Raw genomic sequence first — 17,402 nt, forward strand, 5'->3', positions numbered from 1 at the left:
ATGTAAATTCAATCTAATTTCTATAAGTTTGCTCCCATTTTTTCATTTCTTCAACGATACTTCTTAGAGCAATACCTTTTTTTGTCATTTTATATTCAACCTGTGGAGGCGATGTCGGTAAAACTTTTCTTGATAAAATACCTTCTTGCTCGAAATCATGTAACCGTTGAGCTAATATTCTAGGATTAATACCTTCTACACTACGCAAAAGACTACCATAATGTATATTACCATTAATAATTTCAGATAAAATCTCAAGAGTAAATTTACCCTTTAGTAAATTCAAGACCCTTCTTGCTGGACAAATTGATTTTTTCAAAGGTTGCATCTTGCAAGTCTCCATTCATTTCCTCCTTTTTTGATAGTTACTATACTTTTTTTCCCTTCTTGTTTTATAAATAATTACATGATAAATTAATTATATCACTTGAAGGGAGAAATTACTATGGACATTATAACTAAGTTTGACCGTATTGAAGATATTCTCGGCAGTCCTGATGGAAGATACTTTGGTAATGGATATACACAAGTAAAATATTTTCAGAAAGTTAAACATATTACTTTTGAAGGAATTGAGTCAGTATTTGAAATCAACTATCCGAAGAGTTGGTCAACTAAGAAAAATATTGAGTCAATAAAACCACATTTTAGCTCTTTAGATTCTATTGTACTTGCTGTGAAACTAGTCAGCGATTTTCTTAGAGAAGAATTAGTCATAGAAGAGGACACAATCAATAATGCTCTAATTTCTAGTTTCTCGGTAAAAGCAGGAAAATCTCTTGTAGAAGATTTGAAAAATGTTACAGCAAAATTGAGCTTATCATCAGATGATAAGCTATCCTTCAAGGGAAGGATAGCTTCGTTTTCGGTTGAATTAGTTGTCGATTTATTTGATGACTCAAAACAACTTAAAATAAATTCTGGAGAAGATTACTATTTTTCAAACTTTAAAACAGTTGATACCAAACTAACTGATATTTCGGTGAAAACAGAATTAAATTCTATTTCAGCTACTACTTCTTTTTCCTATTCAGATAAATTTAGTGGTATTGAATCAGCACATCTCTTGAAAAAGAGATTACCATCTATCTTAGACCATATAATTGTAACAGCTGAACTTACGGAAGTGTTACATTCATATTTGGACAGAACCCCTAGAGAATTTTCGAAAACATTGATAATGCGTAAAATTAAAATCCTACGCAACCTTTCAAACGATTCACAGTTAAGTGAAGGCAACATTAAAGTTCAAGTTCTAAAAACTAAAATAGTACCTTTAAAAGGAAAGAATGTTCGAGTTAGTGATATGATTTCAAAACTTGGAGAGTCAACATTGATATATTCCGTGGCTCAAGAGCTATAAGATAAATAGAAAGAGGACTAATATGAAAATAGCAATTTCAGGAACTTATTCGACAGGAAAAACGACAACAACTTTAGCACTAGCTTTTTATACTGGTTTACCACGTACACACGCAAAAACTATGAGAGAGATTCTTCCCATAGCTTTACCCGGAAAAAGATTAGAAGACGCCACTGGTCCTGAGCTGGTTCAATTAGGAATTCGTCGTCTAATGGAGCGAGCAGTTAGGGAGTCTCATCTTGACTCTTTTGTTTCTGATGGCTCCTCTTTACATGAATGGGTATACGGTATGGTGAGAACCGAATTAGGAATGAATCCCAACCAAGAGACAGATAAAGGAAATATTATTTTAACTGATGACCTCAAATATCTTAGAGAAGTTATGAAAAATTTTGGGTCTGTTGCAAAAGACTATGCTAAAGAAACTTATGAATCATTTGTACATTTGCCTATTGAATTTCCTTTAGCTCCAGATGGCCATCGTCCTGTGTCAGAATTATTTAGAAAACGCTCAAACGATTTGCTATTAATAACACTGGATGAATTAAAAATTCCTTACCATATCGTGGGCGGTACTATCGAGGAAAGACTCCAGAAGATTTCAGAAATTTATCAACTAAAACCTGTAATAAGTATTGAACAAGCAGTTTCTTTAGCAAAAAAGGAAGCGCAAAACTATAATATCGTTCAGGAGGGTAAATAATATGGATAAAGATTTGAGAAATATCCTCTTTTCCAAGTTTGAGACATCCCAACTATCTTTAAGAAATCGGATTGTAATGAATCCAGTTCCAACAGGATTTGTAGAAAGTGGTGTTCCCAAACCAGAAATTGACGAGTTCTATAAGCGAAGAGCAAAAAATGTAGGGCTATTTATTATAGGCGCTATAAATATTGAGCATGAAACTGCTACTAACAATGAAAATATACCAAATATTTCAACCAGTCGTGATATTGAGGTATGGAAACAAGTAACCAAGGCAATTCACCAAGAAAAAAGTAAGGCTATTGCTGAGCTTTGGCATAGTGGGAGTTCAAGAGCATTTTCAAAAACTGATTTATCTCTTAAGGTCTCTACTCCATCTGGATACATTGGAAAAAAGAAAGTGGGGTCACCTTTATCAGTTGAAGAAATTAACCTTATTGTCCAAAAATTTGCTGAAGCCGCCAGAAAAGCTCAAATATCTGGTTTTGATGGAGTTGATATTCATGCTGCACACGGTAGTTTAATTCATGATTTTTTAACAGCAGAGACCAACCAGAGAACTGATGAGTTTGGTTTTAAAAATAGAACTTACTTTGCAGAAAGAGTTATTAAGGAATGTAGAAAAGTTGTTGGGGACAATTTTCCGATTTTCATTCGCCTATCAAATTTTAAAAGTTATGATCCTACTGCAAAATTAGCAAAAACTTTAGAGGAATTAAAACAAATCATAATACCAATTTCAAATGCAGGTGTTGATATCTTTGACTGCTCTGAAATAAACTATACAGATTCTGCTGTCACTGGAAAATCAGGCAATTTATCATACTGGGTGAAAAAAATTGCAAATAAGCCTACAATAACAACTGGAGGCATAGGTTCACCTGAAATTCTATACAAAGATATTCCAACACTTATTACAGAAATAACATCACAACCTAAAATGTCATATCTTCATTTACAAAGGAAAAAGGCACAAATTTTTTACTCGAATAATTTAGTTTCTGATTTTAAAGAAGGAGGGTTTGATTTACTTGCTTTTGGTCGTCCTCTATTGATAAATGAAAATTGGTTTGATGAAATAACGGAGGAAGATTGATGAAAAAAACAAATACAAAAGCGCCAGCTTATCTACTTTTTATTCTTTCACTAGGATACATTATGGCGGTCCTAGATACAACCGGAGTGGTTCTTGCTGTTCCCCATATTGAAACAGCTATGAGCGTCTCATTAGAGCAATCCATTTGGATTATTAACGCCTATACACTAGCTTTAGGGTCTTTACTCCTACTTTCAGGAAATCTAACAACAAAATATGGTGCTAAACGAATTTTATTAATTGGAATGACAATTTTTACACTATCCTCGTTTGGGTGCTCTTTTTCACCAAATATTGAAACATTAATTATACTTAGATTCATTCAAGGTTTCGGTGCTTCTTTGTTTATGCCAAGTTCATTAGCACTTTTATTCATTTCATACCCCGATTCTACTAAAAGAGCACGTATGTTAGGAATCTGGACAGCAATTATTTCTGTTGCAACCGGTACTGGTTCTTTTATTGGTGGACTAATAATTAACTACTTCGGATGGAGGGGTATTTTCTTGGTCAATATTCCATTTGGAATTTTGACAGTAATTTCAATATTACTTCTCGTGAAAAATAATATTGCCAATCTAAAGACCAGAATTGACATCTTTAGTAATATATTTCTGGTTACAACTATCGGAAGTCTAGTTATTTACCTTGTTGAAGGGAATCAATATGGTTATAGTAACTCAAATCTTTTATTGTTTCTTCTCCTATTTATATTATTTGCTATTGGTTTAGTAGTCCACGATAAAAAAAGTAAAGCACCTATTGTTCCCCACCAACTATTAAAAAATGCTAAGTTTATTGTCTCTAATCTATTAGGTTTAGTAGTTAACATTTCACTATATGGCATTGTTTTGGTGCTAGGACTCTATTTTCAAACTTATTTAAACCTTTCCTCAATGGTTTCTGGACTCCTCATTCTACCAGGAATGATTGTCTTAATTATTGGTAATTTATTTTACGCACGTGCTGTAAAACGATTTTCCGTGGGAAGCCTCGCTACTGTCTCAATTATTTTTGCCATTGTAGGAGCAGCAGGAATTTTTGGAATTGGAGTTCTTTTTCATGAAATTCAACTATACATCCTAATTCCTTTATTTTCTTTAATGAGTCTAGGTATCGGAGTGTTAACTCCAGCAACTACAACCATTCTTATGGAAGCTGCTGGTCAAGAATTATCTGGAATTGCTGGTGCAACTCTAAACGCTAACAAACAGATTGGTGGACTTTTTGGTACAACAATTATGGGGATTGTAACTACTAATTTATCCCATGATTGGAATATAGTCATCGTTATCGCATTTTTGGTTAACGTGATAATGTATATTGCTACTTGGTTAATTGCTAGTCGTTACCTTTATGGAAAAGAATAAAACTAAACAGAACGCAATCAATTTAAAAGTTGATTGCGTTTTATATTATTTCTCAGCACAATTACTCCAATCATCATAATTTGCTTAATAAATAACTCAAAAAAAGACAACTTCAAGGTAATTTCTTTATAAATCTATCTTTTCAAATCGAATAACATCAAGTTCTTTGTCTGATTGGTCTTTATATAACACAATCAGATTGTCAATTTTCTTCTGAATATCTTTTTCATATTTAAGGTTAATAAGCTCTATCTTCTCCTCGTCAGACATAGTATTGTTGCTTCCCAATTTCAATGTTTGATTGAGTTTCTCTTTCATATAAGTTTTTTGTTCTACCTCTCGCTGGAATTTTGAGTAATCAAAAAGACTCTGTAACAGCACTTCTTCTTCTACCATACGAGCATACTGAAAATCATTTGCCAAACGTTCCAAATGCTCTTCCCACTTTAAATCCTCTTTCTTTTCTCCAAACTCACTATAAGGAAAGAGTTCATCCACATCTATTTTTATAGCTTTCGCAATATCTTCTAGGCGTTCTCAACTGGGTTCGGTAGTGCCTTTCTCATTGTTAATAATTGTTTGTTTAGTTACACCTAGAATTTTTCCCAATTCTTTTTGTGTCATTCTTGCTTTTAACAAACTGACTTAGTAATAAGATGAAATCAGTCAAACGCTGTCATTAGGAACTTACTCACACCATACCTCACAAATTTAAGATACACCGGAGCAACTTTGGCAAGGCAGGCTGGAACATCCTTAAACGCTATTTCAGAAGCACTTACTCATAGCAACATCCAAATAACGAAGACTTATGTAAATACTACTGAAACAGTAAATCAAATAGCAGGAGAAATAGCTTTTAGAAGTCTCAAAAAGTAATAGGGTGAACTTGGGGTGAATTTTCGTTTTTTAAACAAAAAAAGACATCCAAGAGAAAATTCTTGAATGTCTGTAAACGTTGATATAATCGTATTGATTAACGTTTACTAAATTGTGATGCTTTACGAGCTTTCTTAAGACCTGGTTTGGCTAACTGAAAAATTAAATTAATTCAAATACCTTTGTTTAAGCAATATCTATCTGCAAAATATTAAGTTGATTTTTATCTACTTTCAAATAATTTTATCTAAATAGGGCAAATTATTCTACAAAATAAACAAATATGAGTCAGGTATATCAACAATTTGGCCTATAGCACAAAAAATCAATGACTAAATCAATAAACCAAGCGTACCATCTCTACTTTCAAAAAAGTAAAGATGGTACATTTTATATAAGTAATAAATTAAACACCAAAATGCTAACCACCTTCTACTACATTGTTGGAATAGAAAGATCAAAATATTCCTTTTATTTTCCCAAATAATTAAGGTTGACAAATATCTAGTTTTTTTATAAAATTAAATTACAAAATATATTTTTGGATTACATATACATCGTTACCTAACAAATCATTATTTACTTAAGAAGTTCGTGTTTATTATGCCTCCTTAACACATTCAACTATTGAAAAAGCTAAAATTAAAAAGGAAATCAGAATATGAAAATACTAAACATTAATATTAATGACTTTGGTGGCCCCGAAAACCATCGTGAAGATTTTAAAAACAAACTTGGAAATGGCAAATATATTCAAGAATGGGACAAGCTGGATAAAAAGGAAACAATAAATTCTTTTATCAGTAAAATTGATGAATACAAACCTGATATTATTATCATACAAGAATATGATATAAATTCTACAGAATGTCAATATATTTTTGTACCCCTGATGCGTAAGAAAGGTTATATTCTAAAATCAGTACCACCAACTAAACGTGCATCTATGACAGTATTCTTTGTTAAAAACGGTCTAGGAGACAAAGAAATTTCGACAGACCATTTGCGTAATGGCAGAGCATATGCAATACAAGTAAATGATTTAGTAATTTACTGTACACATGTTCCACCAAGTGGCTATGTTGAGAGTTTCTGGAAGGAAATCAATAATTTTGTACAAAAATTCAAGAACAACAAGTTGTTGCTCATTGGAGATTTTAANACCGTGAACTTCAAGAATAATAAAGCACTAGATAATTTATTAGAAAATCCTATCCATAAAATCCATAANATTTGGTCTCATGAAGGATGTAATACTCCAGGAGATTATGTATTGGCTAATTTTGATATCAATCAAGATGGGATTGATTATTTTCCTACTAAAGCCATTACTGACCATGAATTCGGTGTGGTTATTACAACAGACTAGACTAACTTCTCATTAAAGTTGAGTAAATAAACTGAATGACATTCTAGAATTAAAAGGAGAACTTATGGCATCAATATTCTTTTTTAACGCCCCTAATGTTTTAGTCTACCAAATTCAAAAAGAAAAGGTAGTGGCGAGAAATATAACTTTAGATTATTCAAATTCCGATTTTGTCTTCCCAGTAATAGATGCTTATATTGATTCAGGAAATAGTTTTGATTTTATTTTTAGCAACAATGTTTTAGTTATACCTGATCCTCGCCCAAAACAAAGCATTAAGACATATTCTCTCTATTTTAACAGTGATATGATTCCAATTTCTACACAAGGAGAATGGATAGCTTGTTTTGGCATTATAAAAAAAGAAAATGAGATGTTTGTTGCTGGAAATATTCAACTCGATCAAACGTTACATTTAATAAAACATTTTACAATAACAGATTCTAACAATAATCGTTTACCTATACAATACACATAGAGAAAAGTAAAAGTTAGCCACATTACTTGAGGTTCTTGATAAACATTTAACTTCCTTAGGTACTTATAGTGGAATAAAATAAAATTTGAACAAATCGGTTGAGAAGGCCAAGTTGATTTCTAGCGATATTTTAGAAGTTGCAATGTACTATTACTATAGAAACTGAATTGTTTATTGATAACATGCATTATCTTTTGTACTTTTCCCTAAAACAAATCTATTTTTAATTATAATAAACTACACAATTACTATAAAGGAGAATTTATAAGTGGAATTTCAAGTTAGAGTATCAAGTGAAGCTATTTTTTATTTTGAAAAATTGAAAAAAATGTATTCAAATAATTCTAAAATTGAACTCACGCGTAGTCAAATACTCACTAGAGCTTTCAAAGAAACTAAAGTTATTAGCAATTGGACATCTATCATTAATGATACAGAAACAATATCATTAGAATATTTAGAATATCAAAAAGGTTACGGAACTAATGTAAAAGTACAAATAAGTGATGAGGTTGAAAAGGGCATTAGGGAGTTAAAAATACTATTACCAAATTTTACAACTACTAGAAGTGTAACCATCGGAGTTGCTGTTAAATTTATGTTAAAAGGAGCTATTATATTAAATAAAACAGGAAAGATAAATACAAATAAAAATTTATCTACCATGGAAGCAATAGAGGAATTAAAACAAAATTTGCACGATATAGTTGCTCCCATAAATTATAATATACTAGAAAACATATTGAATAATTTCAAAGATAACATCTCATTGATAAAATAAAGTCTGAGCAAAAAGTCTTTAAAATCAAAAATGTATAATATCAGGCGTTGAAAAACCTTGATACTATGCGTTTTATTGTAGGAAGATTTACTCCATTTTTTACTAAAATTGAGTTTTTGCCAAACCTCCTTTATTATTTCATAAGTGATATCACTTATAAAGCCACTTATAAAAAAATTTTTCTAAAAAACTTACAAAAATCCTTGACATTATTTTTAGATAGGATTATAATAAAAGTATAGTCGTAGTTAGACAAAAAATATTTTCGTGGAGGCCCTTTATGGAAATTTACACTTATTCCGATTTTCTTCAAGAGAAAACTGCTTTGACTTTTGAAGATGCACATAAAATCTATAATGAACTAATTAGTTCATTTGACATAAAAGATCCAATTTTCCTTGATGACTGGACAATGTTGATTGAGTTAGCTGCAGAGTATACTGAAATTCGTGTCAAATCTGCAACATTATCAAAAGAAAGACAAGGCAAGCATGGGGAGCTTAGAACTTCTGCTCATAATGCTTTCATCATACAATTAAATGCACTAAAAAGCGAAATCGAATCTACAGGAGGAAATACTAGCTGGTTTGACAAAATTACGGATGATCGACAACGTCAGGGCGATTTTGCAAATTATTTAGCATACATTTATGCTTTAAGCACTAGATCATCATAAAATCAAAACTATTTTCAAAATTTCATTTATGATTATCAAAAGTAAACTTCATTGTAAAGAAAGGAACATATAATGGAACATCAAGAAGTTATTGATTGGTTGAAATATTGTGACGAAAATAGCATCAAACCATGGGAATGGGACTTTAAAAACCATTCACTTTCTCCACTACCCAATGATAGTATTATTGCTTTTTTAAAATACAAACAACTCCCTAACAATGTGGGTATAGATTGTGATAAAGCTGCATTATATCTATATAAACTTTTGGGATGGCAAGAGTCACAGGATAGTATCATTAGAGGAGAAACAATGAACTCCTTTATTACCACTTTTATAGAAGCAATTAAAAATAGTTCAAACTTTGATGAAGTTTCAGCAAAAATCGGCATAACAAAGAAGAAAATCTCAGTTTCTGTTCTTTGTGAACATCAGAATTATTTAAAATTTGAAACTATTCAAAATAATTTAGAGAACTTTAAATCATTTGCAAGAAACACTCATACAATCGGAAATTTTACAGTATTTCCTAATTGGATGAATTGTGGTAGAGGTCTTTGTTTAGGTGATTACTGGGATATCACTTTAATATCACTTCAAGAATTTTTAAACATTTTATCTCCTGAAGCATGGGAAAACTTTATAAAAATGTACCACCTTCAACCATATGTTAATTTTGATTATAGTGTAGAGTTATTTTGGGATAATCATGATAATAATGCCATCAAGCCCACAAAAGAAGAGAATTTCCAAATTTTTCTCAAAAAAGTCAATGAACGAATTGAAGAACGTGGAAAATTTATCATAAAACAAATCTGTGATCAATTAGATCAAAAAGATTTTCATTTCTACAAGGAAATTGAAAATATGGACACAATAAAATTTTCTAATGAATTTTAAACAGGAGGATATGTGGTCAGAGTATATAAAAGTGTTCGTCTTGCATATGAAGCCAAAGTATGGATAGATGAGCTTATTCAAAATAAAGAACGTAAAATTAAAGAACTAAGTCAGAATAATTTTCTAAGTACATTAGAACAAACACTTCTATCAAATCATTACGATGAATTAAATGGTGTTTCTTTCAATATCGTTTTAAAAGCTTCTATCGGAAGTGTCATTGAAGAATCATATAGAAATACAAAACATTACTCCACTGATAAATGGCAAAAACTACGTCAAGAAATGGAAAAAGATATCAAAAATGTCAATCCTAGTCTAGAAACATCCGTAACTCCTAGACTCTATTTAGATGAAAATGTTCTAAATGGTCTTGATGAATTTCGATATCATTTAATGAAAGAAGATGGTGCTACTAGATTACCAAGGCTTAGTTACATCATTAAACTTGTTGTATATTCCTATTGGAAGACACAACAATAACCTAAGCAGGGTTTGCTTAGGTTCTCTATACAAATAATTGTATAGTTGTTTTACTACTTAAAAAGGTGGTTGTTTATGTTTAAACTAAAAAAAGAAGCTAACTTAAAAAGAAATTATTTTATTACAAGTTCACGTTTAAAATGGTTACATCTGATAATAATTATCTTTTCTATCTTTGTTTTATTAGGTTTAATAGTAAGTATTAGAGCTCCTGCTTCTATTCAAATCTTATGTATTGTCTTTGGTATTCTAGCAATCTATAAAATAAATAATAAATTAAAAGATTTTAGATACGAACTAGATTTTGATTTAATTATCAGAGAGAGCTTACTATTTGTTTTATATACAAATCATCTCTACACTTCGGAAAAGGATAATTCCGGCTACGAAAAAATTATTAGAAGTGCGATTTTAAAATATGAATTAGATAATCAAAACGGTCGTATTATCATTAAAGCGCTTATCAGAGGTGACGAATTTAGTAAAAAGGTTCAGACACTTGATGATGTATTAGCTGGAGTTCTAGAACTTGAACTAGAAGAAAAAATTACTCATCCTAATATTGTGGAATATCACTTTTATTACAAGAAACCTGATAGACTAATATTATCAACTCACAGTCATAAAAAAGAGATAGATAATCTTGATATAGACTTAGGATATGATATAACTTATAATCCTATAAAATGTCCTCATATTTTAGTTTCAGGCGGTACAGGTAGTGGAAAATCTATATTTATATCTTTCTTAATTATTGAACTTCTTAAAAGAAACTCAACACTATATATTGCAGATCCCAAGAACAGTGATTTAGGTAGTTTATCTCATTATTTAAGCGATAAATATGTAGCAACCACACCAAATAATATTGCTCGGATTATCCGTTTAGTAGTTGAAGAAATGCAAGAACGATACCAATATATGCGTGATAACTTTCAATACGGCTCAAATTTTACTGACCATGGCTTTAAGCCAGTATGGCTTATATTTGATGAAATGGGAGCATTTCAAGCTTCAGCAACAGATAAAAAATCTAAAGAAGTTATCACCGAAGTAATGGACGGTATCAAACAAATTATCCTACTAGGGCGACAAGCAGGAGTATTTATTCTTATATCTGCTCAACAAATGAGATCTGAAACTTTAAACACTGATCTTAGAGATAATTTAGGACTAAGAATAGCTTTAGGAGCAAACTCAATAGAGGGATACCGCATGGTCTTTGGCTCAGCTACACCTGATAAGTTTAAATCTATTGAAGAAAAAGGAGCAGGATATCTTTATATGCAAGGCTCAGGGAAAGAAAAAGCTCAATATTGGGAAAGCCCTTATCTTGATACAACACAATTCGATTTTATAAAAGAACTACAATTATACATAACAAAGTCAAAATAATTTCAATAGATATTTTTGCTTAAATTCAATAGATTTTCAGCAAAAATATCTATTCCTCATCGCTTAAGCGATGACAAAAAGAAACGAGGTATTATATGAAAATTAACGATTTTCTTAAACCAGAATTATTGGGAAATAAATTCGTGGCAGTAAAAGGATATACAGAAGTTCTGGACAGAGAAACAAATAAACCTGTAGCACTACGTCTTAATGTTTCAATTCAAGATGAGGATTCTGATTTCTTTATGGAAATGATTCAGATAAAAGTTAATACGTTATCTCCTACGGCTACTCCTCAATTATTATCAGATAAAAAAACATGCCCCATTAAATTATCTAATTTAACAGTTGGACAATTTAACGGAAATTTATGGTTTTCTTGTAACGATGTAGTCCCTATTTCTAAATAATTCGGTGATACTATTTATGGCTAAACTTTTTGCAATATCTGATATACATGGTCACCTAGATGAGTTCCTATTCGCTCTCAGTAAAGTAGATTTATCTGATAAAAATAATCGTCTTATTTTAATCGGAGACTATATTGACAATGGACATCAATCTTTTCAAGTTATTTCCAAAATAATTGAGCTTGAGGAACTTCATCCTAATCAAATTATTACTCTTTTAGGAAATCACGAAGAATGGTTTTATGATTGGTTGATTTTAGAAAATCCTACTTCTTCTTCATTTTCGGAAACAACAAAAAGTTTCTTCTCTCCAGAGGAATTGACCTATATTTTAAAATCTAATGTTAACAACTTTGAAGCAGGTGTTAGAAATGAAATTAAAAATAATATCAAGTTCAACCCATTCATAAACTGGTTTAAAAAACGATATAGGGATAAACGCTATTATGAAACTGATACCCAAATTTTTGTTCATGCTGGTATTGATGAAGAAGCTGGCAAGCTTTGGAAAGACCTAACGAGTTCAGAGATGTTTACAAATAAATTTCCTATTACCACTGGTGGATTTTTTAAAGATATTGTTTCTGGTCATATTGCTTCTTGGGAAGTAGCTAAAGATAAAACTTATCAGGGTAAGATTTACTTTGATGGTAAAAATCATTACTTCATTGACGGCGATGTGTATCATAGCAAAACAATACCTGTTATCTGCTATGATACAGTTACAAAATCCTATCAATATTAAATAACATCCTAAAAAAATGGTATAATTTAATTCTATTCTTAGACTAATATCAAAAATAAAGAGGGGAATCTATATGAAGACATTATTAATTGGCGACTTACATTTAAAATCTCAACTAATTTTACCTATTGTTGACAGGATTATCCAAACACATAATATTAAAAGAGTCATTTTTCTTGGTGATTATGTTGATTTACATGGACAAACTAACAATATCCAACTATATGCCAAAGATCTCACTTTTTTATACTCTTGGAAAATAGATAAAGAGCAAAACGGAATAGAGGTAATTAATCTTATAGGTAATCATGATGCTTATTATTTACTGGGAGATCAAGCTCCTTTCTCAATTCAAAATTTAGAAGTGTTTTTCGCAGTTCAAGGATTGTTGCAGGATTTAAAATTACAAGTGGCTTATCAACTAGATGATTATTTAGTCAGTCACGCTGGTTTCAATCAAATATTTGATCCTCAAAAATGGCATTTTTCCCCCTATACCAAAGAGCATGAAGAAGAATTAGATATTCTAGCTTATACAATAGGACCAATGCGTGGTGGGGAAGCTCTTGGGGGTTCTCCTTTATGGGCACATTTTAGAGAATTAGAACTGCTTCCCAACCAAGACTTTCCTAAACAAATTGTTGGACATACTCCAAAAGAATCTATTGATATTTCTAAAAATATTATTGGTATAGATACTTTTTCATTATATATTGACAAAGATAATAAATATCAATTTATTGGTAACGGAGATTTGCTAGTTTATGATCAAGGACGTCTTGAAATCATTTCAACTGACTGGGCTACAGACCAAACATTAAAACAATTACCTAAACCTCAAATTTAACTACTACTTCTCATCATGTGACTAAGCGAAACTGCCGACTAGAAGTCGGCAAGCTGGAAGCGTGTTTAGCAGAGCGATGCTTAGAAACACATGATAGAAGTGTGGAGAAGCTTTGCTTCTCCTAGTTTATTTATTATATAAGCAAACATTACGAGAAAAGGAGATGATTTTGTGAGTTACAATCGCAAAATTATCCGAACTTCTTCGTACCTTGAAATATGGGAATACGAATCTCCAATTTTTTCAAATGATACTACTCAAATTGATGAAGACCACATTTCACTAAAAGAAAAGAAGAAACGTAGAACTTTTGAAGAACTCACAACTGCTGAACAAGATGAACGAATAAAAAGAATTTCTAACACTCGTAAAAATTCTAAATGGAAACTTCAACGCCTAATAGATACAAATTTTGATGACAGAACTAGTTTCCTTACCCTTACAACTAAAGAAAATATACAAAACAGATATGAGTTTAATTTAATTTTTGATAAATTTATTAAACGTTTAAACTATTACATATACCATTCCAAAAAAAGACTTATTAAATATATCGCAGTATTAGAACGACAAAAAAGGGGAGCGTGGCATGCACACATTCTCCTTTTTTCATTTCCTTTTATCCCTCATAAAGAATTACTGACAATTTGGGGGTTAGGTGCAGTTCGGATAAACAAACTAAATAACTTAGATGATTCTTCTAATGCTGGTCGTTATGTTGCAAAATATATGGAAAAAGGCATAGGCCAGGAATTATTAGAGAGTCTAGGAAAGAAGGCTTTTTATTCTTCTCGTAATTTACAAAAGCCTAAAGAAATAAAATTATTTACAAGCGAATCCTTAGATAACCTTGTTAAGAATGAAGATATCCTATATGAAAGCAACTATATTAGCAAAGTATTTCGAAAAGGACACTTAATTGACAATAAAGTAAAATACAAAAAAATAAAGTTAAGTAAGGAGTAAGGAAAAAATGCAAGTTATTCTACCAACAGAACAAGTTCAAGAAATACAGTCGATGATTACTAATCTCTTGCAAAATGAAATTTCTCATTTCAAAGAAGATTTAGGTTTAGATAGTCCTTACCTTAACAAGGGGCAAACTTGCAAATATCTAGGGATATCTAACAATACATTAGATGGCTGGATACAAAAGGGGCTACCCGTTATTAAAATTGGTAAGACTGTCCGTTTCAATAAAAATGAGATTGATAAATGGCTTTGTAGAAAAGCTATGCTATAATATCTCTAATGATATATCCTGACTCGTAAAAGGAGAACATCATGACAGTTACAAAAACAAATAGTAACACTTACAATCTTAAAGTGTATATACCTAAAGAAATCCGACCTAAAATGGGGATTAAAGGAAATCACTTTGTTAAACGCTATAAAACAAGAAAGGAGGCCAAAGAAGCTGAACTAGAAATTTTAACTAAAATACATCAACTTGAAAATGGTGAGGATATCCTACTTTCTAAAACTAACGATATTCTATTCTCTGAGTTCTTTAATAATATTTGGTGGGATTCATACAAAGCTGGTCAAACAACTTCAACAACTAAACCACCAACACAGGTTACTATTGATAATACTAAAACTGTTTTCAGAAAGCATATCTTACCAATGTTCGGTAATTATTCAATCAATTTTCTGAATCAGAATAAGCAAGTTGTACTAAACTTAATGACTGCTAAAGCTGAAGAATATGCTAATTTCAAGGTTATTCGAAGCTATGTAAACTCAATTTTCGATTGGGCTGAGGAATTAGAATACATAGAATCAAATCGATTATCCAAGACAATTAAGCGAATTAAAGCCACCAAAAAGCTAAAACTCCAAGAATCCAAAAATGAGGAAGATTTGTATCTATCTAGTGAAGAATTACAAGATTGGTTTGATGCTTTTAGAGAAGATTTGGAGAACGATAAATTATCACTAAAAGATTATGTCCTATTCTTTACAACCTTTATTCTAAGCGATAGAAAATCTGAATCCTATGCCCTACATTGGAAAAACATAGACTTAGAAAACGCTCAAATTGACTTAAGGCATGCACTTGACAAATATAAGAATGTAAAGTCAACAAAAGGAAATAAGAAAACGATTTTTTCAATTCCTAGTTATCTTGTATCACTTCTTTCAGAATGGAAAAAACAGCAGAAATATGAGTTAGCGAAATTTGGTATAATGCAAACATCCGATCAACTAGTCTTTACCTATATAGATACGAAAGGTAATGTAAATAGCCCTCTACACGTTGATTATCTCAATAACAAAATGAACTCTGTTAAAAGACGACACCCAAAGTTAAAACACGCTACACCTCATAAATTACGACATACAGGAGCGACACTTGCTAAAAAAGCAGGAATGAGCTTAGAAGCCATTTCTGAATCATTAACTCATAGCGATACCGTTACAACTAAGACTTATGTTAATACTTCAAACATAGTTCCATTATCTGCTGGACAAGTTGCCTACCAACATCTTAAAAATAAGTAGGGTAATTTTAGGGCAAATTTTAGGGCAAACTTTTTTAGAAAGTATAGAAAAAAGCACCCATAGGGCAAACCTTTGAGTGCTTTGAAACGTTGATATAATCGTATTGATTAACGTTTTGAGAATTGTGATGCTTTACGAGCTTTCTTAAGACCTGGTTTCTTACGTTCAACTTTACGTGAGTCACGTGTAAGAAGTCCTGCGCGTTTCAATGAATCGCGGAAGTCTGGGTCTACTTGAAGAAGGGCACGAGCGATACCGTGACGGATAGCTCCTGATTGACCAGCGTATCCACCACCTACAACGTTAACGAAAACGTCGTATGAACCTACAGTTGAAGTAACTGCGAATGGTTGGTTGATGACAAGACGAAGGTCAGCGTGTGGGATGTACTCTTCAACATCTTTTTTGTTAACAGTGATTTTACCAGTTCCTGGAACAAGGCGAACGCGTGCAACAGCGTTTTTACGACGTCCAGTACCTGCATATTGTGCTTGTGACATACTTTATTGTTCCTTTCCTTAGATAAGTCCTGAAATATCAAGAACTTCTGGTTGTTGTGCAGCGTGAGTGTGCTCAGCTCCAACAAATACTTTCAACTTCATACCTTGAGCGCGTCCAAGTGTATTGTGTGGAAGCATACCTTTAACTGATTTCTCGATCAAACGTACTGCATTTTTAGAACGAAGTTCACCTGCAGAGATTTGTTTCAATCCACCTGGGTGGTTTGAGTGAGTGTAGTAGATTTTATCAGTTGCTTTTTTACCAGTCAATTTAACTTTTTCAGCATTGATAACAATCACAAAGTCACCTGTATCAGTGTGTGGTGTAAATGTTGGTTTGTTTTTTCCGCGAAGTACGCTAGCAACTACTGCAGAAAGACGTCCAAGTGGTACATCAGTTGCGTCAACTACGTACCATTTACGTTCAACTTGGCCTGGTTTAGCCATAAATGTTGTTTTGTTCATGATTTCTCCTATATATAGTTCGATTTTTGTTTACGGTGATGGGTGTTCCTTCCCATCGAAAAGTATTTGGAAGGTTCCGGGGCCTTTCAAATGGGGTAAACAATACCGCCTACTATAATACCAAATTTCACCCCTAAAAGTCAATAGATATGAAAAATATTTTTCTGAATTCCACTCTTTTTATCTATCGAGTAGGGGATAATCTCTAGCCCCTCTCACACCACCGTACGTGCCGTTCGGCATACGGCGGTTCAACTAACTTTTAACGCATGTCGTTCAAGGTAATAATCCAAACACGAAACCAGTCCACGTTTCTCAAGGACTGGTTTTGATATAGCACGTTTAAGTACCGACTTCTGAGCTACTAATTGATAGTGGTCACCCCAGCCAGATACCTTATCTGCTATCCATTTAGGAACTCCTAACTTAAGCAA

General features: G+C 31.9%; 19 protein-coding genes and 3 pseudogenes. 17 read left to right on the top strand and 5 right to left on the bottom strand.

The genetic code is table 11. From position 1 onward, the window contains the following. Positions 1-13 precede the first annotated feature (13 nt). A complete protein-coding gene (locus tag D8787_RS09610; RefSeq protein WP_000447029.1) occupies positions 14-343 on the bottom strand; it encodes a winged helix-turn-helix transcriptional regulator in 330 nt (109 codons plus the stop codon). Positions 344-445: 102 nt separating this feature from the next. Between D8787_RS09610 and D8787_RS09615 the strand changes: the two genes are divergently transcribed. Genes D8787_RS09615 through D8787_RS09630 form a run of 4 tightly spaced genes read left to right on the top strand, consistent with a single transcriptional unit; the run spans position 446 to position 4,535 of the window. Continuing rightward, the gene (locus tag D8787_RS09615) at positions 446-1,363 is read left to right on the top strand and encodes an AvrD family protein (RefSeq protein WP_000351501.1); all 918 of its coding nucleotides are present in this window, start codon (positions 446-448) and stop codon (positions 1,361-1,363) included. Positions 1,364-1,385: 22 nt separating this feature from the next. After that, complete coding sequence (locus D8787_RS09620; RefSeq protein WP_000684424.1) at positions 1,386-2,066, top strand: AAA family ATPase; 681 nt, start codon at positions 1,386-1,388, stop codon at positions 2,064-2,066. A gap of 1 nt (position 2,067) precedes the next feature. Beyond that, positions 2,068-3,165, top strand: a complete 1,098-nt coding sequence (locus D8787_RS09625) for an NADH-dependent flavin oxidoreductase, Oye family protein (protein WP_125423298.1) — start codon at positions 2,068-2,070, stop codon at positions 3,163-3,165. Then, positions 3,165-4,535 carry an MFS transporter gene (locus D8787_RS09630; RefSeq protein ID WP_125423302.1) on the top strand — a complete coding sequence of 457 codons (1,371 nt, stop codon included), beginning with the start codon at positions 3,165-3,167 and terminating at the stop codon, positions 4,533-4,535. Before D8787_RS09625 ends, D8787_RS09630 begins: the two co-directional genes overlap by 1 nt. Positions 4,536-4,661: 126 nt before the next feature. Here D8787_RS09630 and D8787_RS11515 read toward each other — a convergent pair. Further along, positions 4,662-5,171 (bottom strand): annotated as a pseudogene (locus D8787_RS11515) (helix-turn-helix transcriptional regulator); the annotation flags it as partial. 8 nt (positions 5,172-5,179) lie between these two features. On the opposite strand from D8787_RS11515, the pseudogene D8787_RS12125 reads away from it, so the two are divergent. The 13 genes and pseudogenes from D8787_RS12125 to D8787_RS09715 form a co-directional block, all read left to right on the top strand. Beyond that, a pseudogene (locus D8787_RS12125) lies at positions 5,180-5,414 on the top strand (tyrosine-type recombinase/integrase); the annotation flags it as partial. A 1,433-nt stretch (positions 5,415-6,847) separates the two neighbouring features. Then, positions 6,848-7,261 (top strand): hypothetical protein, encoded by a 414-nt coding sequence (locus D8787_RS09655; RefSeq protein ID WP_061424475.1) that lies wholly within the window; start codon positions 6,848-6,850, stop codon positions 7,259-7,261. A gap of 268 nt (positions 7,262-7,529) precedes the next feature. Beyond that, the gene (locus D8787_RS09660) at positions 7,530-8,042 is read left to right on the top strand and encodes a hypothetical protein (protein ID WP_061424477.1); all 513 of its coding nucleotides are present in this window, start codon (positions 7,530-7,532) and stop codon (positions 8,040-8,042) included. A gap of 280 nt (positions 8,043-8,322) precedes the next feature. Beyond that, positions 8,323-8,718, top strand: a complete 396-nt coding sequence (locus tag D8787_RS09670) for a hypothetical protein (RefSeq protein WP_061424479.1) — start codon at positions 8,323-8,325, stop codon at positions 8,716-8,718. A 72-nt stretch (positions 8,719-8,790) separates the two neighbouring features. Continuing rightward, a complete protein-coding gene (locus D8787_RS09675; protein WP_061424480.1) occupies positions 8,791-9,618 on the top strand; it encodes a hypothetical protein in 828 nt (275 codons plus the stop codon). Between the two features lie 12 nt (positions 9,619-9,630). Continuing rightward, on the top strand, positions 9,631-10,101 hold the full coding sequence (locus tag D8787_RS09680) for a hypothetical protein (protein ID WP_033680728.1): 471 nt from the start codon (positions 9,631-9,633) through the stop codon (positions 10,099-10,101). 75 nt (positions 10,102-10,176) lie between these two features. Further along, entirely contained in the window at positions 10,177-11,496 is a 1,320-nt protein-coding gene (locus tag D8787_RS09685) for an FtsK/SpoIIIE domain-containing protein (protein ID WP_033680729.1), read from the top strand. Between the two features lie 95 nt (positions 11,497-11,591). Continuing rightward, complete coding sequence (locus D8787_RS09690; RefSeq protein WP_033680730.1) at positions 11,592-11,906, top strand: hypothetical protein; 315 nt, start codon at positions 11,592-11,594, stop codon at positions 11,904-11,906. 16 nt (positions 11,907-11,922) lie between these two features. Next, positions 11,923-12,651 carry a metallophosphoesterase gene (locus D8787_RS09695; protein ID WP_125423311.1) on the top strand — a complete coding sequence of 243 codons (729 nt, stop codon included), beginning with the start codon at positions 11,923-11,925 and terminating at the stop codon, positions 12,649-12,651. Between the two features lie 73 nt (positions 12,652-12,724). Next, positions 12,725-13,498, top strand: a complete 774-nt coding sequence (locus D8787_RS09700) for a metallophosphoesterase family protein (protein ID WP_033680732.1) — start codon at positions 12,725-12,727, stop codon at positions 13,496-13,498. A gap of 171 nt (positions 13,499-13,669) precedes the next feature. Next, positions 13,670-14,464 carry a rolling circle replication-associated protein gene (locus D8787_RS09705; RefSeq protein ID WP_061633924.1) on the top strand — a complete coding sequence of 265 codons (795 nt, stop codon included), beginning with the start codon at positions 13,670-13,672 and terminating at the stop codon, positions 14,462-14,464. A 7-nt stretch (positions 14,465-14,471) separates the two neighbouring features. Continuing rightward, a complete protein-coding gene (locus tag D8787_RS09710; protein ID WP_001196077.1) occupies positions 14,472-14,741 on the top strand; it encodes a helix-turn-helix domain-containing protein in 270 nt (89 codons plus the stop codon). A 41-nt stretch (positions 14,742-14,782) separates the two neighbouring features. Then, the gene (locus tag D8787_RS09715; RefSeq protein WP_033680733.1) at positions 14,783-16,003 is read left to right on the top strand and encodes a site-specific integrase; all 1,221 of its coding nucleotides are present in this window, start codon (positions 14,783-14,785) and stop codon (positions 16,001-16,003) included. Between the two features lie 107 nt (positions 16,004-16,110). Here D8787_RS09715 and rpsI read toward each other — a convergent pair whose 3' ends face one another. From rpsI to D8787_RS09730, 3 genes and pseudogenes are all read right to left on the bottom strand, one after another. Next, on the bottom strand, positions 16,111-16,503 hold the full coding sequence (gene rpsI, locus D8787_RS09720) for a 30S ribosomal protein S9 (RefSeq protein ID WP_000075973.1): 393 nt from the start codon (positions 16,501-16,503) through the stop codon (positions 16,111-16,113). A gap of 18 nt (positions 16,504-16,521) precedes the next feature. Further along, positions 16,522-16,968: a 50S ribosomal protein L13 gene (gene rplM / locus D8787_RS09725; protein WP_001044624.1), complete on the bottom strand. Its 447-nt coding sequence runs from the start codon at positions 16,966-16,968 to the stop codon at positions 16,522-16,524. 251 nt (positions 16,969-17,219) lie between these two features. After that, positions 17,220-17,402: pseudogene (locus D8787_RS09730) on the bottom strand (group II intron reverse transcriptase/maturase); the annotation flags it as partial.

Origin of the sequence: Streptococcus mitis, from assembly GCF_003944325.1 — a bacterium.
In the GTDB taxonomy this organism is placed as follows: domain Bacteria; phylum Bacillota; class Bacilli; order Lactobacillales; family Streptococcaceae; genus Streptococcus; species Streptococcus mitis_CW.

Coding starts and splice junctions, on each gene's coding strand:
- D8787_RS09620 (WP_000684424.1), top strand. CDS start 1,386: ATGAAAATAGCAATTTCAGGAACTTATTCGACAGGAAAAACGACAACA.
- D8787_RS09625 (WP_125423298.1), top strand. CDS start 2,068: ATGGATAAAGATTTGAGAAATATCCTCTTTTCCAAGTTTGAGACATCC.
- D8787_RS09675 (WP_061424480.1), top strand. CDS start 8,791: ATGGAACATCAAGAAGTTATTGATTGGTTGAAATATTGTGACGAAAAT.
- D8787_RS09615 (WP_000351501.1), top strand. CDS start 446: ATGGACATTATAACTAAGTTTGACCGTATTGAAGATATTCTCGGCAGT.
- D8787_RS09670 (WP_061424479.1), top strand. CDS start 8,323: ATGGAAATTTACACTTATTCCGATTTTCTTCAAGAGAAAACTGCTTTG.
- rplM (WP_001044624.1), bottom strand. CDS start 16,968: ATGAACAAAACAACATTTATGGCTAAACCAGGCCAAGTTGAACGTAAA.
- D8787_RS09685 (WP_033680729.1), top strand. CDS start 10,177: ATGTTTAAACTAAAAAAAGAAGCTAACTTAAAAAGAAATTATTTTATT.
- D8787_RS09690 (WP_033680730.1), top strand. CDS start 11,592: ATGAAAATTAACGATTTTCTTAAACCAGAATTATTGGGAAATAAATTC.
- rpsI (WP_000075973.1), bottom strand. CDS start 16,503: ATGTCACAAGCACAATATGCAGGTACTGGACGTCGTAAAAACGCTGTT.
- D8787_RS09610 (WP_000447029.1), bottom strand. CDS start 343: ATGGAGACTTGCAAGATGCAACCTTTGAAAAAATCAATTTGTCCAGCA.
- D8787_RS09655 (WP_061424475.1), top strand. CDS start 6,848: ATGGCATCAATATTCTTTTTTAACGCCCCTAATGTTTTAGTCTACCAA.
- D8787_RS09630 (WP_125423302.1), top strand. CDS start 3,165: ATGAAAAAAACAAATACAAAAGCGCCAGCTTATCTACTTTTTATTCTT.
- D8787_RS09700 (WP_033680732.1), top strand. CDS start 12,725: ATGAAGACATTATTAATTGGCGACTTACATTTAAAATCTCAACTAATT.
- D8787_RS09710 (WP_001196077.1), top strand. CDS start 14,472: ATGCAAGTTATTCTACCAACAGAACAAGTTCAAGAAATACAGTCGATG.
- D8787_RS09695 (WP_125423311.1), top strand. CDS start 11,923: ATGGCTAAACTTTTTGCAATATCTGATATACATGGTCACCTAGATGAG.
- D8787_RS09715 (WP_033680733.1), top strand. CDS start 14,783: ATGACAGTTACAAAAACAAATAGTAACACTTACAATCTTAAAGTGTAT.